This is a genomic window from Streptomyces sp. NPDC058000, assembly GCF_042886435.1.
Lineage (GTDB): Bacteria > Actinomycetota > Actinomycetes > Streptomycetales > Streptomycetaceae > Streptomyces.
The window spans coordinates 12,663-25,732 of the sequence record NZ_JBHVQS010000005.1; the positions used below are offsets into that span (position 1 = coordinate 12,663).

General features: G+C 69.8%; 16 protein-coding genes. 10 read left to right on the forward strand and 6 right to left on the reverse strand.

Annotated elements, in window-relative coordinates; all coding sequences use genetic code 11:
• Window positions 1-168 precede the first annotated feature (168 nt).
• Entirely contained in the window at window positions 169-552 is a 384-nt protein-coding gene (locus ACFVT2_RS07425; protein ID WP_390013256.1) for a winged helix-turn-helix transcriptional regulator, read from the reverse strand.
• Between the two features lie 101 nt (window positions 553-653).
• Here ACFVT2_RS07425 and ACFVT2_RS07430 point away from each other — a divergent pair, with 101 nt between their 5' ends.
• The 3 genes from ACFVT2_RS07430 to ACFVT2_RS07440 all read left to right on the forward strand — a co-directional run bounded on the left by ACFVT2_RS07430 (window position 654) and on the right by ACFVT2_RS07440 (window position 3,075).
• Window positions 654-1,055, forward strand: coding sequence for a RidA family protein (locus ACFVT2_RS07430; protein WP_390013259.1), 402 nt, complete (start codon window positions 654-656; stop codon window positions 1,053-1,055).
• Window positions 1,056-1,284: 229 nt separating this feature from the next.
• Entirely contained in the window at window positions 1,285-1,659 is a 375-nt protein-coding gene (locus tag ACFVT2_RS07435; protein WP_390013262.1) for a VOC family protein, read from the forward strand.
• A 633-nt stretch (window positions 1,660-2,292) separates the two neighbouring features.
• The gene (locus ACFVT2_RS07440; RefSeq protein WP_390013264.1) at window positions 2,293-3,075 is read left to right on the forward strand and encodes a DUF899 domain-containing protein; all 783 of its coding nucleotides are present in this window, start codon (window positions 2,293-2,295) and stop codon (window positions 3,073-3,075) included.
• Between the two features lie 150 nt (window positions 3,076-3,225).
• Here the strand turns inward: ACFVT2_RS07440 and ACFVT2_RS07445 are convergent, their stop codons facing one another.
• Window positions 3,226-3,885 (reverse strand): NADPH-dependent F420 reductase, encoded by a 660-nt coding sequence (locus ACFVT2_RS07445; RefSeq protein ID WP_390013266.1) that lies wholly within the window; start codon window positions 3,883-3,885, stop codon window positions 3,226-3,228.
• Between the two features lie 76 nt (window positions 3,886-3,961).
• On the opposite strand from ACFVT2_RS07445, the gene ACFVT2_RS07450 reads away from it, so the two are divergent.
• The gene (locus ACFVT2_RS07450) at window positions 3,962-4,312 is read left to right on the forward strand and encodes a winged helix-turn-helix transcriptional regulator (protein WP_390013268.1); all 351 of its coding nucleotides are present in this window, start codon (window positions 3,962-3,964) and stop codon (window positions 4,310-4,312) included.
• A gap of 49 nt (window positions 4,313-4,361) precedes the next feature.
• Here ACFVT2_RS07450 and ACFVT2_RS07455 read toward each other — a convergent pair whose 3' ends face one another.
• Window positions 4,362-4,712 carry a DUF6624 domain-containing protein gene (locus ACFVT2_RS07455; protein WP_390013270.1) on the reverse strand — a complete coding sequence of 117 codons (351 nt, stop codon included), beginning with the start codon at window positions 4,710-4,712 and terminating at the stop codon, window positions 4,362-4,364.
• Window positions 4,713-4,781: 69 nt separating this feature from the next.
• On the opposite strand from ACFVT2_RS07455, the gene ACFVT2_RS07460 reads away from it, so the two are divergent.
• Window positions 4,782-5,330: a hypothetical protein gene (locus tag ACFVT2_RS07460; protein ID WP_390013273.1), complete on the forward strand. Its 549-nt coding sequence runs from the start codon at window positions 4,782-4,784 to the stop codon at window positions 5,328-5,330.
• 19 nt (window positions 5,331-5,349) lie between these two features.
• The gene (locus ACFVT2_RS07465) at window positions 5,350-6,312 is read left to right on the forward strand and encodes a ribosome-inactivating family protein (RefSeq protein WP_390013275.1); all 963 of its coding nucleotides are present in this window, start codon (window positions 5,350-5,352) and stop codon (window positions 6,310-6,312) included.
• Window positions 6,313-6,327: 15 nt separating this feature from the next.
• On the opposite strand, the gene ACFVT2_RS07470 is transcribed toward ACFVT2_RS07465, so the two are convergent.
• Together ACFVT2_RS07470 and ACFVT2_RS07475 are read right to left on the reverse strand one after the other, a co-directional pair.
• On the reverse strand, window positions 6,328-6,666 hold the full coding sequence (locus ACFVT2_RS07470) for a DUF4333 domain-containing protein (RefSeq protein WP_390013277.1): 339 nt from the start codon (window positions 6,664-6,666) through the stop codon (window positions 6,328-6,330).
• 280 nt (window positions 6,667-6,946) lie between these two features.
• A complete protein-coding gene (locus ACFVT2_RS07475; protein WP_390013280.1) occupies window positions 6,947-7,732 on the reverse strand; it encodes a DUF4232 domain-containing protein in 786 nt (261 codons plus the stop codon).
• 357 nt (window positions 7,733-8,089) lie between these two features.
• Between ACFVT2_RS07475 and ACFVT2_RS07480 the strand changes: the two genes are divergently transcribed.
• From ACFVT2_RS07480 to ACFVT2_RS07490, 3 genes are all read left to right on the forward strand, one after another.
• Window positions 8,090-8,824, forward strand: coding sequence for a S1 family peptidase (locus ACFVT2_RS07480; RefSeq protein ID WP_390013282.1), 735 nt, complete (start codon window positions 8,090-8,092; stop codon window positions 8,822-8,824).
• A 416-nt stretch (window positions 8,825-9,240) separates the two neighbouring features.
• The gene (locus tag ACFVT2_RS07485; RefSeq protein WP_390013285.1) at window positions 9,241-9,837 is read left to right on the forward strand and encodes a hypothetical protein; all 597 of its coding nucleotides are present in this window, start codon (window positions 9,241-9,243) and stop codon (window positions 9,835-9,837) included.
• Between the two features lie 333 nt (window positions 9,838-10,170).
• Window positions 10,171-10,932 (forward strand): pirin family protein, encoded by a 762-nt coding sequence (locus ACFVT2_RS07490; protein ID WP_390013288.1) that lies wholly within the window; start codon window positions 10,171-10,173, stop codon window positions 10,930-10,932.
• Between the two features lie 187 nt (window positions 10,933-11,119).
• Here ACFVT2_RS07490 and ACFVT2_RS07495 read toward each other — a convergent pair whose 3' ends face one another.
• Entirely contained in the window at window positions 11,120-11,971 is an 852-nt protein-coding gene (locus tag ACFVT2_RS07495; RefSeq protein WP_390013291.1) for a helix-turn-helix domain-containing protein, read from the reverse strand.
• A 173-nt stretch (window positions 11,972-12,144) separates the two neighbouring features.
• Between ACFVT2_RS07495 and ACFVT2_RS07500 the strand changes: the two genes are divergently transcribed.
• The gene (locus ACFVT2_RS07500; protein WP_390013294.1) at window positions 12,145-13,047 is read left to right on the forward strand and encodes an MBL fold metallo-hydrolase; all 903 of its coding nucleotides are present in this window, start codon (window positions 12,145-12,147) and stop codon (window positions 13,045-13,047) included.
• Window positions 13,048-13,070 lie beyond the last annotated feature (23 nt).

Genomic DNA, 13,070 nt, shown 5'->3' on the forward strand with positions numbered 1-13,070 from the left:
TGATCGCAAGGAGCTTCGCCGGTCGGCCCGCCAACGCCCCTGGCAGGGCACGTTGTCGAGATCGCGTCCGACGCCGCGGCACCAGCGATACGGAAGCCGATCCCGACATCGCGGCGGTCGGATCACGGTCTCCCAGGGTGGACCGGTCGGCCTGGGAGCCGCCGTTCGTCAAGCGTCGAAGCGATGGCGTGCGTCCTCGATGCGACCGAGGTACTGGTGGGTCCAGCCGCAGATGGCGTCGACCGTGGTGCGCAGGGCCCGGCCCGGCTCGGTGAGGGTGTACTCGACCCGCGGCGGAACGGTGGGGTGCACCTTGCGGTCGACCAGGCCGTTGCGCTCCAGCATGCGCAGGTTCTGGGTGAGCATCTTATGGCTGATGCCCTCGACCTCGTTGCGCAACTCGGTGAAGCGCAGGGTGCGTTCACCGAGGGCTTCGATGATCAGGAGCGCCCACTTGTTGGCGACGTCCGAGAAGATCTCCCGCGCCAGGGAGTCCGCACGTCTCAGGTCCGCGTCCTCGGGCAGGGCCTTGAGCAGCTGCTTGGTCACCATCAGGTTCCTCAGTCACCGAAAAGTGCGTTCTTCCAGGTCGACGGTGACTCTCCTACAGTTCCTGAGTAACCACAAGAGAGCAGACCAGAAGGGTGAGCACCGTGGCCACCGTCGATGTCTTCCACCACAACGTGCCGGCCGAGAGCGACTTCGGCTACTCGCAGGCGATCAAGTCCGGTGATCTGATCCACGTCTCCGGACAGCTCTCGCTCGACGAGGCGGGCGAGTTCCTCCACGCGGACGACTTCGCCGCCCAGCTCAAGCAGACCTACGTCACCATGGACAAGGTCCTGGACCACTACGGCGTCACCCGCAACCAAATCGTCTCGCAGACCCTGTACGTGGTGGACCTGCGGCAGAACGCCGCGGCGGTGGCGAGGTGCAACCTGGCGTACTTCGGCGACCACGGCCCGGCCAGCACCGTCGTCGGCGTCACCGAACTGACCTTCCCCGGCCAGGCCATCGAGATCAGCTTCGTCGTCGACACCAAGCTGCCCGTCTGAGCTCGCCCGTAGCGCGCGAGGCGACATCTTCCCACCGCAGTGCACGCCGCTGCGCTGTGTCCCACTGCCTGGCGGGCCCCATGGTGAGCCGGGTCGGCCACCAGCACCTGGACCGTCCTCAAGGCGGAGGCGGCCTGGCGTACCGCCGCGCATGCCGGGTGCGGCGGCGGGTATGCCCCTCCCGTACAGGGGTGTCATGGAAGCGGCTGAAGAGCAAGGGGTGTCGGGAGTGATTCGGAAGTTGCAGGCGGTCGCGCTGGACTGCGCCGATCCGGTACGGCTCGCGGAGTTCTACGCGGATCTGCTCGGCGGTCGGGTGGTCGCAGACCCGGAGGATCCCGACTGGGTCGAGGTGCACGGGTTCGAGGGGACGCCGCTGGCCTGCCAACGGGTGGAGGGCTACCGACCGCCCGAATGGCCCGGCCAGCAGCGCCCGCAGCAGCTCCACCTGGACTTCGACGTGGACGACCTCGACGGGGAGGAGAAGCGGGCGCTCGCCCTTGGAGCGGCCGTGTTGGAGCGGACGGACCAGCTCCGCCCGGGGGCCAACTGGAGGGTCTACGCGGACCCGGCCGGCCATCCGTTCTGCCTCTGCCTCCACTAGAACTCCACCAGGTCCACCAGGTCCACCGCGGCCCCTGTGGCTGCGTCAGGACCGGCCACCGAGCGGGCACTTGGACCCCGCGTTCGATCGGTCAGGCGCAGTCCGGTGAACCTGCCGGCAACCACGCGGCGCCCGGCAACCGGACATCGGCTGCCGGCCGCCACCATGCAGCCGGTGCGGGCGGAAGTTCCCCGCTGAGGAGCGGGTCAGTACCGAGGAGCGGGTCAGTGATTCCCGCGCGGCGCTCCGTACCAGCGCCACTCCTTCCGGCGAGGACGAGCGGGTGTTTCGCCGTCCCTGATCACCCACGCACCCGGACGCAGCCGATGGCTGTTCTTCTCTTCCTTTGAGTGGTCCGCAGCCCGGCTTTGAACCGAACTGGCGCGCCGCGCACAGCGAGGCCCCGCCAGCTTCAGCCCCTCAAAACCAGCGACCGCACCACCCTCACAAGCACACGCCGGAACGAGCGACCGCGCGACCCTCACAAGCACACGCCGGCCCGCGTCAGGCGGGGGTTTGCGATGAGTTCCGGCCGGGTCACGAGTCTCTTGTGGTGACCGTCGCAAGACGCCGGACGACGCTGCCCGGCACGAGACGCCCACGCGACACCCACGAGACACCACGGAGGACGCCATGACGACCGCACCGGACGAACCGACCACCGCGCCGCCCGGCCGCCCGCCCGTGGTCGACCTGGCCACCTGGCAGACCGCCCGTGACGAGCTTCTGGTCCGCGAGAAGGCCCACACCCGCCAGGGCGACGCCCTCGCCGCGGCCCGCCGCCGGCTGCCGATGGTGGAGTTCGACGGAACCGTCGAGGTCGTCGGAGACGACGGCCCGGTCCCGTTCCTGGACCTGTTCCAGGGCCGCGACGAGCTCGTGGTCTACACACACATGTGGCACGACGGCGCGCCGCACCAGGGGCAGTGCGAGGGCTGCACCACCACGGCCTGGCACCTGAAGGACGCCGTCTACCTCAACGCCCGCGGCGTCTCGTTCGCCATCCTGACCACGGGCCGTTGGGACGAAGTGGCCTCCTACATCGCGTTCATGGGCTACACCCAGCCCTGGTACTCGGTGCGCGACGTGGACGCGCCGGTCGGCGGCCCCATGGGGTACCTCACCTGCTTCCTACGTGACGGCGACCGCGTGTTCCTCACCTACTCCACGACGGGCCGTGGCAACGAGCCGGCCAACGGGTCCTTCGGCCTGCTCGACATGACGCCCTACGGCCGCGGTGAGGCGTGGGAGGACAACCCCGCGGGCTGGCCCGAGGGGCGCAGCCCGTGCTGGTACTGGCGCTCGGACGCGGACGGGACCGCCACCTGGGGCCCGACCAGCCGCCCCGTACCGCAGTGGACCCGCCCCGGCGCGATCCCCGTGGAGACCCTCGGCCGGCACGGCCACCACCACTGACGCTCCTTGCGTAGGCCAGTTGGGCGGCGGGCTGACTGTTGAACAGGGGCGCCGCGCAGGGCGCTGGTGTGCCTGTGCGACGACGGTCACGCCCGGACGCTCGGGCACGCCTATAGGGCCTAGAACTCCTAACGCAATGCCCTGGATGCCTCACGCGCTCTCGGCTTGTGGACCTGCCGCAAAGGCCAGCGGCGGCGCGATCGCCCGTACGTCCGCCTGCTCCGCCACCCACAGCCCGATGAACAGCGCGGCGGTCGCCTCCAGCAGTCCGGCGCGGTCCAGCCCGCCCCCGGCCACCGGCTCGCAGCCCATGTCCCGCACCAGCTTGCGTGTCAGTGCGAGTGCTGCCTCGTCGTCCCCGCAGATCGGAACAGTCAGAGGCTGGCCGTCGAAGACCGGTGGGGTCATCCGCCACACGTCCTCGTGGCAGAGGTTGAACGCCTTGACGACGTGCACGCCCGGTGCCGCCGTAGCCAGCCGGCGCGCCGCCGAGGGGCCGCCTTCCGTCAGCAGCCGGAAGCCGGGCCCGACCGGATTGGCGCAGTCGAGCAGGACCTTCCCCTTCAGTGCCCACTGATGCTCCCTGACGATGTCAGCTCCCACGCCGTACGGCAGCGCTGCCAGCACCACCTCGCCGAAGCCGACCGCCGCCTGCAGACTCCCGTGCCCTGCACCGTCCCCGATGCGCGTCGCGAGCCGCTGGGCGTTCTGCTCGTCCCGGCCTCCGACGAATACCTCGTGCCCGGCCCGCACCCACTGCGTGGCCAGTGCGTCCGCCATGTTCCCCGTTCCCAGCACACCGATCTTCATCGATACGTCCCTCTCCGCGTCTGCTCCAACCGCTTTCGGGACGACACTAGGAAGCCCGTCAGGCACCATTTGGTAAGTGACGACCGACGCCTACCTCGCTGACTGCCGCGCCCGCCTCGCCTTCGACCTCCTCTCCAACACCTGGAACGCCGTGCTGATCTGGGTGCTGCGGGACGGTCCCAAGCGCCCCGGGCAACTACGCGAGCGCATCGGCGGCATCAGTCCCAAGGTCCTGACCGAGACGCTGCGGCGGCTGGAGTTCAACGGGCTGGTGGTACGGAATGCCTATGGCGAAGCGCCGCCTCGTGTCGAGTACGAACTCACCGCTCTGGGGCGGACGTTGCTCGGCCCCATCGACGCACTTGGCGCGTGGGCCTTCGAGCACGGCGATGAGGTCATGGCTGCCCAGGAACGAATGGGTGGGTGAGCTCCCAGCCGTGACCTCCCCTGCACGCGTTGACGCACTTTCATCGGGATCAGTTCAAGCGCCGCCAGCAGATCAGCGCGCATCCCAAAGTGAGGCGGGCGTCGCCAGCTTCGGCAGCGGCTTTCAGCTGTTGCAGCGCCTGATGCTGGAAGTCGGGGTCGAGATCGGCGTGTTGGACGAGGAGCCATGCCTCGTCGGCGCCCTGTTCGCCTACCAGGGCGGTGCCGGGCCAGCCGCGCTCGGCAATGATGGTGATGGTTTTGATCCAGGACGTGTTCTCGGCGTCGATTCGTGCGAGGTCTTCGTACTCCCCGGTCTGGTGGATGCTCGCATTGAGCGTCCGTTGAAGGAACGTTGACCGCCGCTCCCTAGCGTTTCTGGCGCATCGATCACCGATCAACGGTTGGGTGGAGTGCGCATGTCGTTCCGAACGCGAGGCAAGGGCAGGATTTCTTCCTTATGCGCGGGGGTGAACACGCCCCGGCGGCGGGCCGCGGTCATGGCTGGGGTGCTGGCGGGTGTGTCCGTGGTGGCGCTGGGGACGGCTTCCGCGGCGTCGCAGGGTCCGGAGGGGTCGACGAAGGCTGCTGGGCAGGCGGCTCCGGCGACCGACTCGGCGCGCGAGCACTGGCAGCCGCCGACGCACCGGAGCGACGGTCCCGGGGATCCCGGGACGGAGCCGGGGAAGCTCAACACCGACTACATGATCAGTGAGGTGTCGCCGGGGCAGTTCAGGGGCTGGTGGTACCAGTCCCACGTCAAGGGGGTCAACGTCACGTGGGTGGCGCCCTCGGGGCGGGATCCGTACGACGGCTGGGACTGGATCGAGATCGTGGACAGCAAGGGCAAGCGCGTTACGTGGGACTGGACCTGTGGCAACGCCCACTGCGGCGCGTTCGGCTCGACGTTGATCGGCGCGAACCTGACGAAGGGCGCGGAGTACAGGGCCCTCTACTGGAGCGACGGGGGCCGGGTCACCAAGGGCCGACTGCGGGCCGAGTTCGACTTCTGGGCCTGACATGGGACGCCGAGAAGAAATGACGCGAGGAGCTGAACGGGCCGTACGGTCTGAACGCGGCCCGGTGCGGCGGCGGTTGGTCAGTGCGGCGGTGGTGGTTTCGGTGCTGGCGGGCACGCTCGGTGCGGGAGGGGCGGTTTCCTACGGTGCACCGGCCCGGACCGGACAGGACCGGTCCGCCCAGGCCCAGCCCCGGCCCCAGGCGCAGGCGCAGCCGAGGGCGGTGGAGAGCGACGACGAGGAGTTCGCCGACCTCTACGCGCACACGGTCGCGAGCATCCGCAGCTCGATGCTGGGGAATCAGACCGTCCCGCTGCCCGGTGCCGGCTATCTGATCCGGAACCCCGACGCCGACGCCTTCCAGTCGATCAACCTCGGACGGTTCGCCGAGCGCGAGTTCGTCCTGGGCGGCATGGTCAGAGGGGTCTTCCGCCGGTCCGACAGCTATCTGCTGGGGTTCTACGTGCACAACGGGAGCCGCGAGACCTTCTACACGTTCACCGAGGGCGGGCGCGACATGGTCCCGCGAGAGGTGTACCGGGGTGTCCGCAGGGAGCACTTCGGCTGGGGCGTGAACTACCGGAACCTCCCCGGCACCACTATCAGCCGCAGCCGCCTGCGGGATGCCGTAGGCGCCATCTTCGATCACGACCCGAACACGAGCACCCATGGGCTGGAGGAGGGTGTCCAGGCACTGGCCGTGGCCCTGGCCGAAGGGGCACGGTTCCAGGCGATTCCCGCGCAGATCACCCAGGCGCTCCGTGGCAGGCAGGCATGGGTGGTGGGCAGCCACGCGGATGAGATCACAAGTTGGAACCAGCGGTCCCAGGTCGTCGTACAGGCACGCGCCGCCGACCCGAACGGTGCCGGCGAGGCGTGGCGGCAGCGCCGTGAATACCGCTGGAACGGCGCCGACGTGCTGCTGACCGCGTTGGACCTGGCCCGCCGGCTCTACCTGATCAAGCCGCCGACGAAGCGCTGACCATCGACGCCGGCGTCAGTGGCTCTCCAGCAGGCCGAAGCCCAAGGACACCTGGTCTCCGTCGACTTTGTCGGCGGAGACCTCCATGGTCTTGCTCTCCTTGCCGAAGATGGCGGTACACCGCACCAACGCGCCCTTCCTCGCGGGCAGCGCGCTCGGGCAGCTCACCGCATCGGGGGCGTCTCCGCGGTAGGGAAAGTCCTTCGCCGCACGCTCTTCCACGTCCGTCCGCGGCACCACCGGCCCTGTTCCGCTGGCAGTGGCAACCGAGCCGTCGCCCGTCATGTTCAACACGGTTACCACGCCCGCTGCCAGTACAGCGGCCACACCCAGGGCGATGATGATGCGCTTCACGCTCAACTCCTCATGATCGGTTCGGGCTGGCCTGTCCAACCCACTGCATGCCCCTCGCATGCGCCTCGTTGCTCCGCCCTTCACGGCGGCCTACATGGCCGCCTCCTCGCGCAGGTCGGCGCCCAACACCCGGCGCCGGGCGCCCGGCAGGCGGCGGGCGGCGGTCCTCCACAGTCAGCGGCCAGCCGGCCCGCCACGGGAGGACCGCGGCCTGGACACGGCGACGGCCACCGTGCGAAGCGCCGGGCGTCAACCTCAGCCTCATCGCGCGGGCGGGGTGTCAGCCGATGGGGTTGACGAAGGTGGCCGGGTGGGTGGCGGCGCGCTGGTCGACGAGCGTGCCCCAGGGCCACTTGATGGTGAGCGACTTGGTCTCGTTGGGCGGGGTGACGTCCGCCCAGGCGGGCTGGTAGAAGCCGGTGTCTTCCTTGGTCATGGCGACGTTGATGGTGAAGTCGGTGCTGTCGCCGGGGCCCAGGGTGATCGAGCCGTGCTTGGCCGACGAGCGGGCCAGCGACCAGCGCTCGCCGCCGTTCTCGGACGTGAGGTCCACACCCGGGAAGCCGCCGATCTTGCAGGTGCGGCTGCCCTTGTTGGTCAGCACGACGCTGGTGGTCGTCGCGCCGGCCGCATTCGGGTCCGGGGCAGCGTCGCCACCGGTGGCGAACGACGCCTTCAGACCGGAGGTGTGGCAGCGCTCGACACCCGAACCCGCCCCGCCACCGCTGGTGGCGTGCGAACCACCCGACTGCTTGCCCGCGGCCTCCGCCTTCGTACCGCCCTCGGCGCCCGAACCCGCCTTGGCACCCGAACCCGGCGCACCAGCGGAGGAACCGGAAGAACCAGAGCCGGAAGAACCCGAACCAGAGGAACCCGAGCCGGAGGAACCGGCCGCATCCACGCCCGCGGCGTTCACACCACTTTGCGTCCCGCCCGCGGCCTTCGAACCGGCGGCGTCCGAACCGGAGCAGGCGGTCAGGGAAAGCGCGGCGGCTGCGGTCAGGGCCGCGGCGGCAACGCGCAGAGTGCGGCGACGAGCGGTACGGGCAGCGGTGTTGGAGCGCATTTCGGGTCCCCCGGGGGCAGTGGGTGTCGTCGTTTCCTCAGTACGACACCCACTTTGCTCGGGGCCACTGTCGCAAGGCTGCCGCGCCGCTAACACCCCACTAACACCCTCACCGGACCACGATGCGCTCCGCCAATCCAATCCAATCCAGTCCAAGCCAATTCAAGTCAATCCAAGCCGAGGACAGCGAAGTTGATCGTCTGCTCTGCGCTGACCTGCGGCGGCTGAGTTGGTTGGCGAGGGCCCCGTCGCGCTGCTCCTGCCGGCTGGGACGTTTCGTTCAGATCATTCGGAACTCTTCGGCCCAGCGGGGCATCTCCACCAGTACGTGCCCCGACGGGAGAGGAGCTGTTTGGGATGGTGCGTCGAGTTCGTGTGCTGCTGCTGATCGCCTTACTGCTGGTGACAGGCTCGGTGATGTCGTCCGCGCCGGCCTCCGCCGTCATCGGCGGGTCGAAGAGTACCTACGGGCCGTGGGCGGTGCGCATGCTCGTCGATGGCAAACCGGCGTGCACCGGGACGGCGGTCACACCTCAGTGGATCATCAGCGCCTCGCACTGCTTCTTCGAGCAGGCGCAGCCGGTCGCCGACAAGCGGATCTCGTTCCGGGTCGGCAGCCTCGACATGCGGAAGGGCACCACGGTGCGCCCGGTGCCCGGCGGACGCGTGGGAAGCGCGCACGCCGACATGATGCTCATCAAGGTCCCGCCGATGAAAGTCCGCACGGCGCACTTGGCCACGGCCGGTGTCCACCCCGGCCAGGTCGTGCGCCAGTACGGGTGGGGCGCCACCTGCACCGGGGACGAAAACACCTGCCAGTCCCCCGTGCTCAAGCAGTCGGACCTGCGGATCGTACGGCCGGACGACCCCCGTTGTGCCGGCTACACCGCGCCGGGCGGCTCGGACTTCTGTATAGAAAAGGTGTCCGGGATTCCCGCCGGTGGCGACTCCGGAGGTCCGGTGATGAGCATCGCCCCACGCGGCACGGAGACTCTCCTTGGCGTCTTCGACGGCTCCGACCGGCAGGAGATCGCCGAGGCCGGTGAGATCTCCCAGCAACTCGCCTGGATCCGCTCGGTCACCCGGCGGTAGTGCAAAGCACGGGCGGGGGCGTAGGCGGCCGCAACATGGCCTGCACCTGCGGGACCCTCATTGCGACCCTCGTCGCGGACTGCCTGGGTCCGCACGAACTGCACCTCGATCCGGTACGGGTGTATGCCTGGGAGGGGTGAGGCCGGGCGCGGCCCCGCACTTCCAGGCGGAGGCGGACATGATCGAGGCCGTTCTCCCCTTGGGTTGGCTTTGTCGGTGAGCTACGAGAAGCCTCCGCCGCGGTGTTCACCGCCCGGCTGTTGTTCAGTAGCGGGAGGACCTTCTTCGAAGGGGATTCGAAGGGGAAGCCATGTCGCCGAGTTTCAAGGACAGTTGGGTGCTTGCTCTGGCGCCGTGGTGGTGTCTTGCGTGGGTGCGGCTGCTGAACGATCGGCGCGTTTCAGTACGGTTCCCCCATGGAAGATCAGCGTCGCCACGACAGGGCCGGTGTCGAGCCGGGCAACGGGCAGGCCGCCGTGCCTGACTCTGCCGGTGTCGAGGAGGCATCGGCGGAGACGACCGTCTTCGTGTGTGTCGCCTGTGGTGCTGCGCTGACCGGGCCGTTGAAGCGTCTGCCGGCGGTTCCCGAGGCTCCCTACTACGAGTGGTGGGAGGCGGAGGAGATGGGGCCGTCGCCGACCACTGTGCCGTCGGGCCACTACGCGATCGAGACGGAACCGTACGGCGCGCCCCTTGTCGTTGCCGACGTGCCCGGACCCGTGATGCCACGCCGCGGGACCCACTTCAACGTGCACGGGCAGCCGCTCGTCTCCCAGGGGCCGCGAGGCAACATCGTCATCGACCCGGACGACGCCCGCGGGCTGGAGACGCGGCACGTCTCCGCCGCGTGTTGCGGGGCGACTCCCACCGGTGGACTGAACCAGCTTTGTGCATGCGGAACGCTGGTCGCGACCCTCTCTTCCGACTGCTGCCTGCCGTACGAGCTGCACCTCTCACCCGATCACGTCCGCGCCCTGCCATCCCCCTCTCCGCACTCGGATCCCTCCGCATGAGGCTCCCGTGCCTGGCCAGCCGCTGCTGTCCATCAGGGGCACCCCGGCACCTTCGAGTCCGCGACTGAACTGGAGGACCAGCTCGGCACGGCTCGGCACAGCTCTGCCGGCGCTGCGCCGAGCGCCTGGCCGGCGGGCAAGGGGGCGGGCGAGCAGCCGGCCGCTCGGTCGTGGAATACCGCCACCCTCACACTTTGTTTACGATTCAACCAACCGGTGGGAGGTGCTCTGAAAGGTGCTCCTCTCCCCCGGGCCGCAGGCACCCGACCCCAGGCCCCCAGGCCCAAAGCCGCGGGCCCCGGACCGCCCGTATCAGCCAGAAAGGACCGCACCATGGCTTCGACCCTCGACGTCCGTCACGCCGACGAACGCTTCCACACCCGGGCCGGGTGGCTGGACTCCCACCACTCCTTCTCCTTCTCCCGCCACTGGAACCCCGACAACACCCACTTCGGGCTGCTGCTGGTCTCCAACGACGACATCGTCGCGCCGGGTACCGGTTTCGATACCCATCCGCACCGGGACATGGAGATCGTCACCTGGGTACTCGACGGCAGTCTGGTCCACCAGGACTCCGAGGGGCACAACGGCGTGATCTACCCGGGCCTGGCCCAGCGGATGAGCGCCGGCACCGGCATCCTGCACAGCGAGAAGAACGACTCGTGGACCCTGACCGGCCAACCCGAACACCAGGAACCGGTCCACTTCCTCCAGATGTGGGTGATCCCCGACGAGGCCGGTATCCGCCCGGGCTACGAGCAGCTCGACATCAACGACGAACTCGCTCGCGGGGGCTGGACCACCCTGGCCTCCGGTATGTCCCAGCACTCCGATCAGCGGGCGATCAGCATCCGGCAGAAGCACGCCGCGCTGCACGTCAGCCGTATGCGTCCCGGCGAGACGCTGCCGATCGTCACCGCTCCGTTCGCCCACCTCTTCGTCGCCCGGGGCAGCGTCGAGCTGGAAGGCGCCGGAGTGCTGGCCACGGGAGACGCGGCACGCATCACGCGCGCCGAAGGCCAGCGCATCACCGCCGGGCCGGAGGGTGCGGAGGTCCTGCTGTGGGAGATGAACGCCGCGGTCTCGATGGGATGAGTAGGCGGCGAGGCGAGCGGCAGCGCGCACGACGGTCAGGCCCAGCCGCTTAACGACCCGGCGCCCGGCGGGCGGCATCCGGCGGGCGGCGGGCAGACACGCGCTGCGCACCACGGGCCGGTCGGCTCCGTCCGCCGCGCCGCGCAGCGCACCCCGGGCCGGGCCGTGGTCGCCTGCGTCGGACCGTTCAGCCGGACCGGGTGAGGGTGAGCAGTTCCAGCGCGTGCCGCGAACCGTCGTCCCCCGGCGCGGCGGTGATGAGGAATACGGACTGTTGCGGCGAGTGGGGCGGCACCAGCGAGTGCTGGGTGACGGTGACCGGGCCCACCAGCGGATGGCGCAGCTCGTACTCCTCGCCCTCGCACGGCCGCACCCGGTGGTCGCCCCACAGTGCCGCGAACTCGGGGCTCTTCATGGACAGTTCGCCGATCAACGCGGCCAGTAGCGCGTCCTCGGGGTGTCGTCCGGCGATCAGTCGCAGATTGCCCACCACGGCGCGCGCCTTGCGTGGCCAGTCGGCGTACAGCTCGCGGGTGCAGGGGTCGAGGAAGAGCATCCGGGTCAGATTCGGCCGGTCCGCGGCCCGTTCCGGCGCGGTGCGGTCGGTGTGCCCGGCCAGCAGCGCGTGCGCCGGCCCGTTCCATGCCAGAACGTCGGTCCGCCGGCCGAGGACCAGCGCCGGTACGTCCGGCAGGGAGCCGATCAGCTCCCGGGTCATCGCGTGGAGCCGTTCCGGCGCTGGCCGGCACGGCGTCCGGGGGCGCCGGCCGGCCAGCTCGCGCAGATGGGCCCGCTCGTGCGGATCGAGATGCAGCGCCCCTGCGAGGGCGTTGAGCACTGCCTCCGAGGCGTTGACCGCGTGCCCCTGTTCCAGGCGCGTGTAGTACGACGGGCTCACCCCGGCCAGGTGCGCGAGCTCCTCCCGCCGCAGTCCGCTCACCCGCCGGCGTTCGGGAAACGCGGGCAGGCCGACATCCTCGGGACGCAGACGCGAACGCCGTGCCCGTAGGAACTCCCCCAGTTGGCCGGTGACACCCATGCGGCCAGTATCCGCCCACGTCGGCCGGCCTGCCTGTCCCTGCCCGGGATAGGCACCGGCAGGGACAGGCATGGGCAGGGATAGGTACCGCCGGGATAGGTACCGCTGGGGCTGGCTCCTCCCGGCCGGGAACCGCACGCTGAGCGCACCACCAGCGAGCACCTGGAGCGCAGATGCACGACCTCGTCCTGGGTGATGTCACCGTCACCCGCGTTATGGAGTACGTCGGTCCGGTCGGAATGACGCCGGAGACCTTCTTCCCCGAGAGCCCCGAAGGGGCCTGGCAGCGCCATGCCCCTTGGCTGGCGCCCGACTTCCTCGATCCGGAGACCGACATCTGCCGTTCGGCCGTGCAGACCTGGGTGCTGCGCAGCGAGGGCCGCACGATCCTCGTCGACACCGGCGTCGGCAACCACAAGGAGCGGCCCTACTCCCCGGTGTGGAGCCACCTGAACACCGACTTCCTGGCCAACCTCGCCCGGGCCGGGGTCCGGCCGGAGGATGTCGACGTGGTGATCAACACCCATCTGCACGTGGACCACGTCGGCTGGAACACCCGCCTCGACGGGCGCGAGTGGGTCCCGACGTTCCCCAACGCCACCTACCTCATGCCCCGGCCCGACTTCGACTTCTGGAACCCCGCAGGCGGCCACCACCCCAGACTGGGCCGCGGCAACCAGAACGTCTTCGAGGACAGCGTCGCCCCCGTGCACCGGGCCGGTCGTGCGGTGTTGTGGGAGGACGGTTACCGCATCGACGCCCACCTGAGGTTGGAGCCGGCGCCCGGCCACACCCCAGGCTCCGCGGTCCTGGCCTTGGAATCCGGCACCGACCGGGCCCTGTTCGTCGGCGACCTGCTGCACACTCCCCTCCAGCTCGTCGAGCCCGACACCAACAGCTGCTTCTGCGAGGAACCGGACCGGGCCAGGGCCACCCGGCGGCGCCTGCTCGGTCGGGCCGCCGACACCAACGCGCTGGTGCTGCCCGCGCACTTCGGCGGCCACGGCGGCGCCGAGGTCGTTCGCGAGGGCGACCGCTTCGCGCTGAAGAACTGGGCCCCGTTCCCCCTCGTCTGAGCGGCGGCCCCCACCCGCGGCCG